This is a genomic window from Candidatus Brachybacter algidus, from assembly GCF_016707225.1.
Lineage (GTDB): Bacteria > Bacteroidota > Bacteroidia > Chitinophagales > Saprospiraceae > Parvibacillus > Parvibacillus algidus.
This window is the reverse complement of record NZ_JADJID010000001.1, coordinates 1,228,593-1,244,093: the sequence shown is the minus strand read 5'-3', so window position 1 is coordinate 1,244,093 and position 15,501 is coordinate 1,228,593. Positions and strand designations below refer to the sequence as shown.

At 35.5% G+C, this 15,501-nt stretch carries 11 protein-coding genes; 3 read left to right on the top strand and 8 right to left on the bottom strand.

The genetic code is table 11. The features are described from left to right. Nucleotides 1–5: 5 nt before the first annotated feature. The 5 genes from IPI15_RS05010 to miaB all read right to left on the bottom strand — a co-directional run bounded on the left by IPI15_RS05010 (nt 6) and on the right by miaB (nt 7,676). The gene (locus tag IPI15_RS05010) at nt 6–2,798 is read right to left on the bottom strand and encodes a hypothetical protein (RefSeq protein ID WP_287401146.1); all 2,793 of its coding nucleotides are present in this window, start codon (nt 2,796–2,798) and stop codon (nt 6–8) included. 263 nt (nt 2,799–3,061) lie between these two features. Next, nucleotides 3,062–4,276, bottom strand: coding sequence for a T9SS type B sorting domain-containing protein (locus tag IPI15_RS05005; RefSeq protein WP_287401145.1), 1,215 nt, complete (start codon nt 4,274–4,276; stop codon nt 3,062–3,064). 30 nt (nt 4,277–4,306) lie between these two features. Next, on the bottom strand, nt 4,307–4,615 hold the full coding sequence (locus tag IPI15_RS05000) for a YbaB/EbfC family nucleoid-associated protein (protein ID WP_287401144.1): 309 nt from the start codon (nt 4,613–4,615) through the stop codon (nt 4,307–4,309). 334 nt (nt 4,616–4,949) lie between these two features. Beyond that, nucleotides 4,950–6,242, bottom strand: coding sequence for a sigma-54 interaction domain-containing protein (locus IPI15_RS04995; RefSeq protein WP_287401142.1), 1,293 nt, complete (start codon nt 6,240–6,242; stop codon nt 4,950–4,952). Between the two features lie 9 nt (nt 6,243–6,251). Continuing rightward, a complete protein-coding gene (gene miaB / locus IPI15_RS04990; RefSeq protein WP_287419378.1) occupies nt 6,252–7,676 on the bottom strand; it encodes a tRNA (N6-isopentenyl adenosine(37)-C2)-methylthiotransferase MiaB in 1,425 nt (474 codons plus the stop codon). A gap of 160 nt (nt 7,677–7,836) precedes the next feature. Between miaB and IPI15_RS04985 the strand changes: the two genes are divergently transcribed. The 3 genes from IPI15_RS04985 to IPI15_RS04975 all read left to right on the top strand — a co-directional run bounded on the left by IPI15_RS04985 (nt 7,837) and on the right by IPI15_RS04975 (nt 10,357). Further along, entirely contained in the window at nt 7,837–8,574 is a 738-nt protein-coding gene (locus IPI15_RS04985) for a shikimate dehydrogenase family protein (protein ID WP_287419377.1), read from the top strand. A 160-nt stretch (nt 8,575–8,734) separates the two neighbouring features. Then, nucleotides 8,735–9,316: a TMEM175 family protein gene (locus IPI15_RS04980; protein WP_287401139.1), complete on the top strand. Its 582-nt coding sequence runs from the start codon at nt 8,735–8,737 to the stop codon at nt 9,314–9,316. 117 nt (nt 9,317–9,433) lie between these two features. Then, nucleotides 9,434–10,357, top strand: a complete 924-nt coding sequence (locus IPI15_RS04975) for a T9SS type A sorting domain-containing protein (protein WP_287401137.1) — start codon at nt 9,434–9,436, stop codon at nt 10,355–10,357. Between the two features lie 256 nt (nt 10,358–10,613). On the opposite strand, the gene IPI15_RS04970 is transcribed toward IPI15_RS04975, so the two are convergent. The 3 genes from IPI15_RS04970 to IPI15_RS04960 all read right to left on the bottom strand — a co-directional run bounded on the left by IPI15_RS04970 (nt 10,614) and on the right by IPI15_RS04960 (nt 15,483). After that, on the bottom strand, nt 10,614–11,762 hold the full coding sequence (locus IPI15_RS04970; RefSeq protein ID WP_287419376.1) for a THUMP domain-containing class I SAM-dependent RNA methyltransferase: 1,149 nt from the start codon (nt 11,760–11,762) through the stop codon (nt 10,614–10,616). 407 nt (nt 11,763–12,169) lie between these two features. Then, a complete protein-coding gene (locus IPI15_RS04965; RefSeq protein ID WP_353738734.1) occupies nt 12,170–13,753 on the bottom strand; it encodes an acyl-CoA carboxylase subunit beta in 1,584 nt (527 codons plus the stop codon). Between the two features lie 428 nt (nt 13,754–14,181). Then, the gene (locus tag IPI15_RS04960) at nt 14,182–15,483 is read right to left on the bottom strand and encodes a NupC/NupG family nucleoside CNT transporter (protein ID WP_287401133.1); all 1,302 of its coding nucleotides are present in this window, start codon (nt 15,481–15,483) and stop codon (nt 14,182–14,184) included. Between the last annotated feature and the right edge of the window lie 18 nt (nt 15,484–15,501).

Genomic DNA, 15,501 nt, shown 5'->3' with positions numbered 1-15,501 from the left:
TTTAATTAAATTCTAACTCCAAGGCTAACAAAATAGTTAATCCCGTAAGCATAAAAATATTTAGGTGGAAATTTACCAATATCTACCTTTGCATCTCCAGAGTTTGCAGTAAGGTTATAATCAACTCTTGCCTGCTCATATCCTCCCGTGATGATGGTTTGGTTGTTCAAGACATTATTGACCCCAATAGTTAAATTGATATAAGTCTTTTTGATTTTCCATGATTTTCCACCAAAGAGGTCAAGAGTAAATGCTGCATCAAGTTCTTCTTGATTCAATAATCTGTACCAATTATCTGAGCCAGGCTCAACAAGTTCCGGGTTAGCAATGTCAGTAGTTCTTCTATATGGATTCATATCCAAAAAAGACTTCCTTGCATAATTGGCATTTATATTCAGGAACCAAAAATTTGGAGAGTTATAACCAAGTCCAACAGAATAAGCTTCTTGTGGCGTGCCTTCTACGCGGTATCCTTTTTGATAAACTGTTAATTTCTTGACTATTTCATCATTGTCATTACTAATAGTAACTAATGGATTATTGGCATATAAATATCTCCCTAAGGATGCAACGCCGGTTGCTTTTAGGCGAGATCCTATTTTGACTTCTGTCCCAACCTCAACACCAGCATTCTGTTGATTCACACCCGTCATATTAAAATTGACAAATGTTCCGTCTATGTCATTGAAAAATGCAGTTCTTGTAACTTTGTCCTCAAAATTGGTTAGAAAACCTATAACCTTAAATTTCATTTGAGGAGCAATATACTCATATCCACCTTCAATTGATGTGATCTTTTCGTTTTGAAGACCTGTCGCTATTGCATTTCTAGTCCTGGGTGATATGTAAGAGTTATTAACCAATGGTGCCTGAGATATATAAGCAGCATTAGCGATCAAATAATTTCTACCGTTTAACTTATATGTTGTGCCACCCTTGACACCAAACTCAAGAAAATTGTTTTTCTTAGAGTCACCTAGGGAATTATTTGGAAAGCGACCGTTCTGTATATTACCTGTTCTATAGCTTAAGTTTTGTCCGACATTACCACCAATAAAAAAGTCAAACTTTCTTAATGTGATGATATTCTGCAACCAAACACCATAATTTGTAACATTCATATCGTAATCATAACCATATCTATCACCTTTATAAATAATATGGTTTGGAATCGCAAGATTTGGTTGAGATGCATTAAAATTATCTTTTAGATCTCTTTCAGCAAACTGATCAATATCCACAAAGAACTCTCCCCCGATCAGATCATCAAGTTGTTTATAGTAATTAGAAGTATAATTTTGATAATTAATACCTCCGTGCATCGTCCAACGCTGACCAAGAATAGCTTCAATCATGGTGCTATAATTAAAAATCTTGTTATCAGATCTTCCATCCTCCAAGATATAAGAAGAACGCTTACCACTGACTGTATTACCTACTATGCCATTTGCATTTGTGATTGATTCATTTTTATTCCTGTTGACTTCGTAAAGATAATCCCAATTTACCTGATTCCAATTTGGATTGTTTTTCCATTGTTCAGATAGGATTGCTGCTCCACCTTCATCTTGAGCGCCACTTGGCAAGTATTTATAATAATCAGGTCGCGGATCTCTTCCTTTATACCAGTCAAGTCTTGTGTTGGATTCTGACCCAAACTGATAAGAAATTAAATTAGTAAACTTAAACTTTTCATTCACAATCCAATCATGTCGAAGGATGCCTATTGGTTTGTTGGTTGTGCCTATTCGTGAATTTCTTTTTTCTCCATTCTGGTAACCCCAATTTGAATTATAATAATTATTTCCTGTCAAATCGTAAGCTTCCTGAACAGAACCATTGCTTTTACCACGCTGAGTAGGTGCACCAAGTATAGTAAAACCTAGTGAATGGTTTTTATTTATCTCTTTTTCTATACCCAGAAAATATGAAATGCTTTTATAAAACGTTCCCTCAGCATAACCTTCTTCTGCCCATCTATAAGAAGCGCTGGATGAGAAGGACCATCCATTGGCCATCTTTCCGGTATTATAAGTCGCCATCACCCTATTTCTATAACTCCTGTTTGAAATAGCATAAGAAGCTCGTGTAGTTTTTCTTTGTTCAGAAGCTCTGAGATTGATCATTGTATTCGAACCGATATTACCAAAACCGAAACTTACAGGAGCTAATCCATAGTTGGCATCAGTATTTCTAAGGACATCATTTAACCCTCCCCATTCTCCGAAGACTAGAAAACCACTTTCCGGGTCATTCATTTGTATACCATTCAGTAATACAGCGCTATATTCAGGATCATATCCTCTGATCTTGAATCTGAATACTCCAAGATTAAAACTTGCAGATTGAATAAATGGGTCTCTTGCAGCTGATAACAAACTACTAATTTCTTGTGCTCCATCTGTACCACTTTCTTCATCGATTGAAATAGTGGGTATGCTTCCGGTAGAAGTTACTCTGCTGTTGTAATTAAGATCACGATTCAGTTCAATGATCACAGGAGTTGAGGCATTAATATCCTTCGCTTGAATTATGTAGTCAAATTCTAAAAATCCTTCTTTTTTGATATGGAGCGTGCCGTCAAATGTTCCAGTGTATTCAATGGAAAAGTATCCGGCTTTGTCAGTTTGAACTGATTTATTTAAAGAAATAAGTATGACCTGTGCTCCTTCTACAATATTACTTGTTAAAGATTCCTTTACAATTCCATTGATTCTGAATACGCTCTGAGCTGTGGCGTTTTGAAAAAATAAAAGGGAGAATACAGAAGCAAAAAATAAAGTTGATATTTTATACATAAGGTTCTAATATGACCCAAAGGTAATAGAGTTTCATCAATTATAAAAAATTTTATATGAAATGAATGTTAAGTATAATTATTAGAGTTTTCTATCACACAGCATTAGAGTTAAACAGTGGATAGTATTAGTTTAAACTAGTTGATAGTATTAGAGTTAACAAGTAGAAAGTATTAGAGTTAAACAGTTGATAGTATTAGAGTTAATCAGTGGGTAGTATTAGAGTTGAGATACTATAATAACATCCACTATTATTATTATGCCTAACGAATCAAATTTACGCTACCTGCAGTTGAATACTTACTTCCACTACATCCATATCTTACTTTATAAAGATATACACCCGGTGGTGCAAACTCTCCACCAATCTTTCCATCCCATCGACCGGTAGGTTCCGAAGTAGCAAATATTAAGCCGCCATATTTATTAAATATTTCAAATCTACATTCGCCATCTATAGCATAAGTGGTAGAAATACCATAATCATCATTCAAGCCATCGCCATTTGGCGTGAAACTATTGGGAAGCAATAATTTTTCACAATTAATACTTGACTCATCAAGCACTTTTATCAAAATAGTATCTACTTGAGTACATCCTTCATAGCTGTTGGAAACTGAGTACTTAGTTGTAGTCGTGGGTGAGAGATCCACCACATTGGCTTTAGGGTCAGAAACACCGTTGGTTGGTGTCCAATTGACATTAGGTGTACAATTCGTTATAAATTCTACTCCATAAGATTGTCCGGTAAAGATAACCTGAAAATGATCATCCAACTCATTTACGACATTCGTTGTAACCAATTGCGAATTTGGTACACTTAAAATCCTATTATAAACTTTGACCTCGTCAATAAGTCCTTTAAATCGGGCTGTGGTTATTCCAGCACATCCTCCTCCACCTAATTTTGGAAAACCAAGTGATTTAAAGTTTGGGTTAAGCGTCCATTTCTCCGTGTGCTTCAGCACTCCATTTACAACACATTCGACTCTATTAAATAATCTATTGATAGCTATTTGCTGCCAGCAAGCATTAGGGTCACTGTCAAAGTTAATTATTCTTTGCTCAGTTTGAGATCTTATATTCAACGTAAATCTGGAAGCAGCAGGATTATAAACTAACTCGAAGCCATAACTATCACAATCCTCAACAATAGAAAATACAGTCATGGCACTATTTGATTTTGATGATAGCAAAGAAATAACTAAAGTAAATTCGTCAGATGCAATCGTGTTGTTGAGACCTGAATTATCATCTCCTAATTGAATAACTTGAGTTCCATCGAATTTTACTGCCTGACCTTTAAGACCGCAAACACAATTGATAGGGTTAAGCGGAACTCCATTCGCTAAGCCAATATTGTCGTTAGCTGTACAATCATCAAATGTATAATATGCGTAAAGATTCTCTGATATCTGAGCTTGCAAAGCAAAACTGAATAAGCACAAGAAACTAAATATTAATAGATTACGAATCATTATTTTTATCTATATTTTTAATTAATATGATTATTGACCAAATAACTTGCCCAGATCACCCATTCCACCTGGCATCATATTAGCAAGCATCTTTTGACTTTCAGCAGCCTGTGCCAATTGAGCTTTTTGAACTGCTTCGTTGATTGTTACAAGCAGTACATCTTCCAATTGGTCAGGGCTAGTCATATCCATTTTTTCAAAATCTATTGATATATTCTCTATTTCCAAGCTAGCATTAAGCGTTATTTTAATTTCATTTTCATTTGATGAATGTTCAATTTTTATCGCTTTCAGTTTTTTATCCATGAGCTTCTGTTGCTCTTCAAAATCTCCAAACATTTGTTGTAGTTGTTAATTGTTATTTATTAATTGTTATTTTGCACGTGTTGTTTAATATCTGCCTTAAATTAAAAATAATTTGTTTATTACATAATGTCACCCTTTCAGGGTTCGGTTTGGTTACTATGCAATTCCTATAATATTTTCACCCTTTCAGGGTTATTATTAAGCTTGTAAGCATTATCATTAATCACACATCACTCATCGCCTATCAATCATCAACTATCCTCTATTGATCAAATTGTCCTTACAATAATCGATACAATTTAAATAGAGACATTACCGTTTGCTCTCATTATTCATTATTCATTGTTCAATATTCATTGTTCATTACTCACTGATCTATATCGTACTGCTTAATTTTCCTATATAACGTTCTTTCTGACAATCCAAGTTCTTTTGCCGCCTCTTTTCTTCTACTATTATATTTTTTTAGTGCTTTGATGATCATATCTTTCTCCATTACTTCCAAGGAAAGGCTGTCTGAGACTTCCTCCATGGCTTGGTAGGTGCCATCTTCATCATTATCCGAAAAAAAATAAGCTTGGTGAGTTGGTTCATCTTCTTTGTCAAATATTTTAGGATTTACACTATTTCCTGAAACAAACTGATTAGTAGGTGCATAATTTTGAACAGGAATATTATCTGATGCAGGTTTCATTCCTAACTGCCTAAAACTTGACATGTCTCCTACGCTAAGTTGATTTCTTGAGATCAATTCAAATACCAAAGCCTTTAAATCATTTACATCTCCTTTCATCTCAAAAAGTAACTTGTAAAGGATATCTCTTTCAGACATATTTTCATCGTCTCTTCGTCCGACAATACTGGGTAAATTGCGATTGGCTAGTTGTGGAGTTATCTTTAAAAGAATTTCAGGTGTCACAATTTTTTCCTCTGCAAGAACAGATAATTGTTCCGTAACATTTCGTAATTCCCTGATATTTCCCGGCCAACTATAATTTTCCAATATAGCCTGGCTTTGATCTGTCAATTGAATGCTATTCGTATTGTATTTTTCAGAAAAATCAACTGCAAATTTCCTGAATAATAACCTTATATCTTCCCTACGATCTTTTAAGGATGGCACCCGAATAGGAACAATACTCAATCTAAAATATAAGTCTTCTCTGAATTTTCCTTTTTTAATCAGATCTTCCAAATTAACATTGGTGGCCGCAATTACTCTAACATCTGTTTTTTGAGATTTGGATGATCCTACTCTTATGAATTCCCCTGATTCTAATACACGTAGTAAAAATGCCTGAGTATCCATGGGCATTTCGCCTATTTCATCTAAAAAAATTGTGCCACCATCAACAGTTTCAAAATATCCTTTTCTATCTCCTAAAGCCCCGGTAAATGCACCTTTTTCATGCCCAAACAATTCACTATTGATTGTTCCTTCCGGAATGGCTCCGCAGTTGATTGCTATAAATGGATTATGTTTCCTAGGACTAAGAGAATGTATGACCTTTGAAAACACCTCCTTTCCTACCCCACTTTCTCCTGAAATTAATACCGTTAAATCAGTTGGGGCAACACGCACAGCTGTATTTAGCGCATTATCTAATGATGCTGAAACACCAAGAATACCAAACTTTAGTTTTATGCTTTGCAATGTCATATTTAAATATTATTGGATGATTGTGCCAAAAAGAGTTGCTGTAGTGCTGGAAGTAATATAAACATTGGCATAGTCACCAATTTTATACTCCGGATGTACATCAAAAATAACGACTTTATTGTGGGAAGTCTTACCGCGCATTTGCTTATCAGATTTTTTTGAAAGCCCTTCAATCAGGACTTCGAAGTTTTTTCCTTCATCCTTCTTATTTAATTGACCTGATAGTATTCTTTGCCGTTCAATTACTTCACTTAATCTTCTGTTTTTAACTTCAAGGCTTATGTCGTCCGTTAACTTTCTTGCAGCGGGAGTTCCGGGTCTTTCCGAATATGAAAACATATAACTCAATATATACCCTGCATAGTCTATCATCGCCAAACTTTCCTGATGATCTTCCTCGGTCTCTGAACAAAAACCTGTAATTATGTCACACGAAATAGAACACTCTGGTATGATTTCATATATTCTATCTATCTTACTTCGATACCAATCCGCATCATAACTTCTGTTCATTAGCTCGAGGATTCGACTGCTACCAGATTGTACAGGAAGATGAATATATTTGCAGATATTATGGTATTTAGCTATTGTATAAAGAACTTCATCATCAATATCTTTTGGATGAGATGTAGAAAATCTTACTCTTAATAAAGGATCAACTTCTGCAACCATAGCAAGCAGATTGGCAAAAGTAACGACTGAATTTTTTGAAGTATCAAGCCATTTATAAGAATCTACATTCTGTCCAAGTAGAGTAACTTCTTTGTATCCTTTATCGAAAAGATCCTGTGCTTCTTTGACAATAGTATGTGCGTCCCGACTTCTTTCACGGCCTCTTGTGTAAGGCACTACACAAAATGAACACATATTATCACAACCGCGCATGATACTAATGTAAGCTGTAACTCCATTACTCTCAAGCCTCACCGGACTAATATCCGCATAAGTTTCTTCTCTGGAGAGTAATACATTTATTTGCTTGTCACCACTTGAAAGATTTGAAATCAGTTTAGGCAGATCTCTGTATGCGTCTGGACCTACGACCATGTCCACCAATTTTTCCTGTTCGAGTAATGATTTCTTAAGGCGCTCAGCCATGCAGCCTAAGACGCCAACGATCATGCCTTTATTTGTTCTTTTAATACTATTGAAATATTCGAGTCTTTTACGAACAGTATCTTCGGCTTTCTCGCGAATAGAACAAGTATTGACTAAAACAAGGTCAGCTTCAAAAATGTCAGAAGTGGCAGAATATCCATCAGTCCCTAAAATACTTGCTACGATCTCGCTATCACTGAAATTCATAGCACACCCATAGCTTTCAATGTAGAAACGTTTAGTAGCTGTCGGATGACCTATAGCTTCATAGACAGCACCTTGTTGCTCTTCAGGAATATCGATAATATGTGGCCGTTGTAGTTCTTCAGTAGGCATTTATAAAATTGCGGTTTTAGGGTGCAAATGTAGAATAAATATCTGACATTTCGTCATGTTTTGTATTGATAAGGTAGCTAAGAATTACATTTAAAGAATAGTTTTGAAACGATTTCAAGTGTGATAAAATGCTATATTTGTTAAAATAAATAGATTTCTATTGGAAAACAATTTTGGTTTGGTCGGTAAAAAATTGGGTCATTCCTTTTCAAAAAAATATTTTGAACAAAAATTCAAAGAGGAAGGATTGAATGATCATAAATTCAACCTTTATGAAATGGAGGAATTATCCAAGGTAAAATCCATAATCAGAGAGGAGCATTTAAAAGGCTTAAGTATAACTATACCTTATAAGTTGGAAATCATGAAGTATTGTGATTATCTAAGTGAAGATGTGAAGGAAATTGGTGCAGTTAATTGTATTAATATTGAGAAAGATGGAAGTTTAGCAGGACATAATACTGATTGGTTGGGTTTCCGAGAAAGTCTACAAATAGAAAAGTTGAATTTGAATAAAAAAGCGCTTGTTTGTGGAACTGGTGGTGCATCCAGAGCAATAGTTTATGCATTAAAAGCCTTAGATATTGAAATTATTCAGGCTTCTACATCAGGACGTCAGGGTTTATTAGCTTATGAGGATATTGATTCAGAGATCATTAATTCAGTTCAATTAATTATAAATTGTACTCACTTAGGGACTTTTCCTTTGGTAGATGATTGTATAAGGTTACCATATGAATATATCAATGAAAATCACTATTGTTATGACCTGGTGTATAATCCAGAAGAAACTATGTTTTTGAATAAATCTAAAGCACAAGGAGCTTATGTACAGAACGGATATTCGATGTTGGTTCATCAGGCGGAAGCGGCGTGGGAGATATGGAACAAGGAGTAATGAGTAATGGGTAATGGGTAATGGGTAATCGGGTGATCAGGTGATGGGTGATCGGGTGATAGGTGATAGGGTGATAAGTAATAAGTGATAAGTGCAAAAAATAAAGTTAGTTGAACGGTATAAAGCTTATTGCTTAAAGCCTACAGCTTAAAGCTAATAAATGAACAAAAACAGATTAGAAGCATTTAGCGATGGGGTCTTGGCCATCATCATTACCATCATGGTATTAGAGTTTAAAGTACCACATGGCAGTGGTTTTGAAGATTTGAAACCATTAATACCGAAAGTGCTAAGTTACATTCTTAGTTTTATCTATATAGGTATTTATTGGGGTAATCATCACCACCTGCTTCATACTGTAAGGCAAGTAAATTCGGGCATGATCTGGGCAAATCTACATTTGCTATTTTGGTTGTCTTTAATTCCTTTTGCAACAGACTGGATGGGCGAAAACCATTTTTCACCTAATACAGTGGCTGTCTATGGCTTTATTTTATTGATGTGCGGTGCCGCTTTTGGAATTCTCCAGCTAAACATTCAAAAGCATACTCATGATACTGATGCATTTAAAATTGCATTCAGCAAATTAAATATTAAAGCTTACGTTTCAACTGCCAGTTATATTACATCTATTGTGTTGGCCTATCAAAATGTAATTTTCTCCGAAATATTATTTGTCGCAATAGCCATATTATGGATTATTCCCGATAAGCATTTGGAAGGAGCGATAAAATCAATTTAATTTTGATTAATATAAATTAATTAGTATATATTTGGGATTAGTTTTGAATAGTTTATCGGCCAATTTTAGTAAACTATTTAATTACACATTATTTTCTAATCACAAATTATAATCCTTATGAAAAATTTTAAAAATTTACTTCTTGTAATTACTGTATTTCTTAAATTCAACCCTTACCTTTTTAGTCAGGATGTGACGCCTCCGACAGCTGTTTGTTTTAATGGAGTAGCTCAAACAAATTTACCTTATACAGGCTATGTTGTTTTACCGGCAATATATTTTAACCATAATTCATTTGACAATTTAACTACTGTGGATAATTTAAAATATTCCTTCTCTGAAAATATTAATGAAACTTCAAAAGTATTTTGTGGTGAAGGAGAAATAGAAGAAGTCAATATTTTTATTTGGGATGAAGCCGGTAATTATTCAAATTGCCTTTCAAAAATTCAATGCTTTTCTATGGAAGGTAACTCATGCTGTGAATGTTATGGCGATAAAACCCCACCAGTTGTTACATGTAAACAAAATTTGAAATTTGAAATATTGGAAAATGGTTCTACAAAAAATATTTGGGTGTATGATTTTATAGATGATGTCTACGATAATGAAAGCGGTTTTTCAAATGCTCAAATTAAAAATGGTCAATCTACAATTAAATATGGATGTAGCGAATTAGGAGAAAACGCAATTGATATAGTTGCATTTGACAAAGCTTCAAATTCTGATACTTGCATATCAATAATAAATATTACCGATCCAAATGACTACTGTTCCGCCTTATCAAAGCATAAGTTAGACCAAACCTTATCATTATCTATCCAACCCAATCCAGCAAACACTGAGACTCTTATCCAAAATGCGGATCAATTCAAATTCATTCAGATAATGAATACAAATGGCGAGATCATATACAAGTATGAGCGCTTGACATCAAACTTTAGGATCAATACAACCCAATTACCTAATGGAGTTTATTACATCCAGGCAGGAAATGATGGAAAGTTAACGGTAAGTAAAAAATTGATGGTCGCTCATTGATTGTAAAATTAGAAGTTAGAAATTTGAATGAACTTCTAACGTCACTCTTACTCTTTGTGAAACTTTGGGATTCTTTGTGGAACTTTGTGAAATAAAAGGAAGTCAGAGGTCAGAGGTCAGAGGTCAGAGGTCAGAAATCAGAAATCAGAATAAAATTCGATAGTAGTTTATTGTAGGTGGAAAATTCTAAAATAGATTGAGAATTTGATTTTCTAAAATATATAAAGGCGATTCATTGTATGTGGATCGCCTTTTTTTATTCTTCCTCATCGGAATGCCTATGGGCTCTTTTGCCTTGAAATAACTCGTATCCAAAATACTTGCACTCCAGAGGACCATTGTACAACGTATGTCTTCTAGACGTCTTCAAACCGATATTTTTCATAGCTTCAAAATTAGAACTAAATATCCATGCATTACTGCCTGAACATTTATGTTTCAAATGAGTACCAATATCTTCATAGAACTTAAGCACATCTGACACTTTCATCCGCTCATCATATGGTGGATTGAAGATTATTGTTGCATTCTCCTGCTTAACACTGAAAAAATCAAATTGGCTGGCTATAACCTTATCCCTAAAAGGCAACCTGACAAGGTTTGCTTTAATCGCGTCAATCGCACTTCTATCTTTATCAGATGCGAAGATGATAGGCAGATTGAGGTCTATTCTTTCATTGGCATCATCCACAACTTTTTCCCAAAGTCTTCTGTCAAAATTGGACCACTTCTGAAATAGAAACTTTTCCCTACAATACTGAGCCGGTGTATTGCTGGCTATCATCGCCGCTTCAATTGCAATCGTCCCGGAACCTGCCATTGGATCCACAAACATCGTCTCCTTATCCCAACCCGACATGATCACCAAACCTGCGGCAAGCACCTCACTCATTGGGGCTGAAACTGTCTGAACCCTATATCCTCTCTTGTGAAGGGAATCTCCTGAACTATCTGTAGATAAGGTAACTTCATCACCTACAATCCTTACATGAAGCTTAAAATCAGGATTTTCTATACTGATTGACGGCCTCTGGTCAAATTTACTACGCATCCTGTCGACAATGCCATCTTTTACTTTGTGAGTTACAAATTGCGAATGCGTAAAGTATTCTGAACTACAAGCTACATCAATAGAAAAACTTTGATCAGGTTTAAGAAAAGGCAAAAAGTTATAGTCCCGTATTTTCTTGTACAAAGCATCAGTTGAAGAAGCTCTGAAATTATAGAAAGGTACGAGAACCCTCAAAGCAGTCCTAAGTTCGTAATTCGCTCTATACAACAATTCTTTGTCACCAAAACAAGTGACTGCTCGTGCACCCATCTGGATATCTTCTGCACCCAGTGCATCCAATTCATGCGCCAGAATACTTTCAAATCCCTTTAATGTTGTAACCGTGATATCCATAAATTAATAATCTGTCCGTTTTTTTAAAATGGGTGATGGGTAATGGGGAATCAGTAATACGAGGTTACCTTCTAACCTTCTACCTTCTACCTTCTCACCATCTCATCTCCTCACCTCCTCACCTTTAATATCTCTAGCAAATTAAAAGCAAGATTCCAATCTTCGCAACCGTTCGCAGTTCACCTCTCGCTGTTCGCTTTCCTCACCTCCTCAACTTCTAACCTCCTGACCTTCTCACCTTCGCACCTTGCAATCATCAATAATCGCCTTTAGACCAAGCTGAGTAAGCAAGCTACCGCTCATTGTTCGCTATTCACTATTCATTATTCATTATTCACTCATCTCTTCACCTCCTCACTTTTTCACCTCCTCACTTTTTCACCTTCTAACCTTTTCACCTTTAACCTTTAAACCTGCATAACTCCAGGATTAAATTTTTCTATCGGGGCATTATTTGCGGCCTCAATGCCCATACTTATCCATGTTCTGGTATCCAATGGATGTATTATGGCATCTACCCATAGACGGGAGGCTGCATAATAAGGGGTCGTCTGAACATCATATTTCTTTTTGATCTCTTCGTAATATTCTAATTCTCGCTCTGGAGTTATTGTTTCTCCTTTAGCTTTCATTGATGAAACTTCTATTTGCAGCAACACTTTGGCAGCTTGCGCTCCACCCATTACAGCAAGTTTAGCTGTTGGCCATGCTACAATCAGTCTTGGATCATAGGCTTTACCGCACATAGCATAATTGCCGGCACCATAGGAGTTGCCCATAATAACAGTAAACTTAGGCACTGTGGAATTTGAAACAGCATTGACCATTTTCGCACCATCCTTGATAATACCACCATGTTCAGACCTTGTCCCCACCATGAATCCGGTTACATCATGCAGGAAAACTAATGGAATTTTTTTCTGATTACAATTCATAATAAATCGTGCAGATTTATCGGCAGAATCACTATAAATTACGCCCCCAAATTGCATCTCACCTTTTTTAGTCTTTATAACTTCCCGATTGTTTGCAACTATCCCTACCGCCCATCCATCTATACGTGCATATGCACATATAATGGTTCTTCCATAATTTTCCTTGTAATAAATCAATTCAGAATTGTCCACCAATCTCTCAAGTATTTCAACTGTATTATATGGTTTAGCAGGATTGTCCGGAATGATGTGTAGGATTTCTTTAGGATCCTTTAAGGGCATAGCAGGTTTTTTTCTACTGAAACCAGTCTTATCAAATTCACCAAATTTATCAATTAAACCTCTTATAGTTTCAATGCAAGTTCTGTCATCTTTAACATTATAATCAGTAATACCGCTAATTTCTGTGGTAGTAACTGCTCCGCCAAGCGTTTCCTTATCTACGTCCTCCCCTATTGCTGCTTTGACCAGATATGGTCCTGCCAAAAATATAGAACCTGAACCTTCTACGATCAAAGCTTCATCACTCATGATTGGCAGATAAGCACCCCCTGCAACGCAGCTACCCATGATGGCAGAGATCTGTGGTATACCCATGGAAGACATTTTAGCATTATTCCGAAACATTCTTCCAAAGTGCTCTTTATCTGGAAATATTTCATCCTGCATGGGCAAAAACACACCCGCACTATCCACAAGGTAAACTATTGGAATGCGGTTTTCCATGCAAATCTCCTGTGCTCTAAGGTTTTTCTTGCCTGTAATTGGAAACCATGCACCTGCCTTAACTGTAGGGTCATTAGCTACAACCATACATAATCTGCCTTTGATATATCCCATATAGACTATAACACCACCAGCAGGGCAACCACCGTGTTCAGCGTACATGCCATAACCTGTAAATGCTCCAAGTTCAATTGATGGTCTATCAGTATCTAATAATAACTTAACACGATCTCGCGCAGGAAGTCTATTATCATCCAACATTTTTTTCAACTTCCGCTCTCCACCACCTAAATATATTTTTTCCAACTTCTTTTGCATTCCGGTAATCATCAACTTGATGTTGTCGGCACTTAATTCGTTCTGAATCAATATATCTTCTTTCTTCACGTATGACAGCTGTTAATTGTTAGTTGTAAATTATTAATTGTTACTTTTCACCTGAGTATTCATGGGTAATGGGTAATGGGTAATGTTACTAAATTTTATTTTATTCATCAAACACTATTATCTGTTCACCATTAATTATTCAATTTGCTTTTTCCATTATTCAGATTTCATTATCATAAAGCTTTTTCATTCATATATGAAATAAAATAATCGAAATTCAAAAAATTGTAGCGAAAATATTTGATCTCATCTTTCATTAATAAAAAGGTTACAATTCTATTCCTTTTAAAATAATCAATCGTCAGTTAATTGATTAATCAATGCCCGCTCTAATTACTTATTACTCATTACTTATTTTTCATTACTCATCACTAGCCTAAAATCATCCCCGCTATCGTCGCACACATCAAACAAGCAATCGTTCCGCCCAGTAAAGCTTTCATTCCCAATGTAGTTAAGTTATTACGTTGATTGGGTGCCAATTGACTTATTCCACCAATTTGAATTCCGATTGAAGCAAAGTTAGCAAATCCACATAAAGCGTAAGTGGCTATCAAAATAGATTTAGGATCTGATATTACACCTTCAGATTTCATTGCACCAAAAGTGATATAAGCTTGAAATTCATTTATGATCGTTTTTTCACCTAATAACTGGCCAACCTGTATCATCTCACCAGAATTAACACCAATCAACCATGCGACTGGAGCAAAAATATAACCAAGAATCATGGAAAAAGTAAGGCCTTGATATCTGCCTCCGCTAAATTCTGCAATTGCCGGGTTGATATGCGTCCAATCACCAACTTTAAATAATGTGTAATTTAAAACTGCCATCATAGCTGTAAATACAATCAACATTGCTCCAACATTTACTGCCAGTTTTAAACCATCGGTCGTACCAAGCGAAATAGCATCTAATAAATTATCACCAAGTTTTTCTTTAGGTATTTCCAATTCTTTCTCATAAACAAAATCAGGTTCCTGTGGGAAGAGCATCTTTGCACAAACAATAGCTGCCGGAGCACTTATAATTGATTGTGTCAGCATGTGCAAAGCAAAATATTTCTGTTGCATAGGGTCAGTTCCACCCAGCAAGCCAACATAAGCTGCGAGTACTGAACCTGCTGTATTTGCCATGCCACCCACCATAATACAAAGAATCTCCGATTTGTTCATTTTTTCAAGGAATGGTCGGATCATTAATGGAGCTTCTGTCTGACCAAGAAAAATATTTGCAGCTGTTGATAGACTCTCCGGTCCTGTAATTTTTAATTTATTAAGTACCCATGCAAGCACATAAACGATCTTTTGAAGAATACCCAGATAATACAATACAGAGGATAGAGCAGCAAAGAAAATGATATTCGGTAATACCTGAACAGCAAATACATAAGCCCAACTTCCTGAAGGATCTGCCAATCTTCCGAATATAAATGCTGTTCCTTCATGGCTAAGATTGATCAACTTTACAAAGGCATCTGAAAAAAACTGAAATATATTAGTTACAAATGGCAACCGTAATATCGCTAATCCAAATAATATTTGAATCAAAACTCCTGTGCCAACTAACTTCCAATCAATGTTTTTCCTATTGGCACTGAACAAATAACATATAAACAAAAGAAACACTAAGCCGAGAATGCCACGTCCAATAGTTAAGAAAATATCCATTAATATATCGTTTATGCA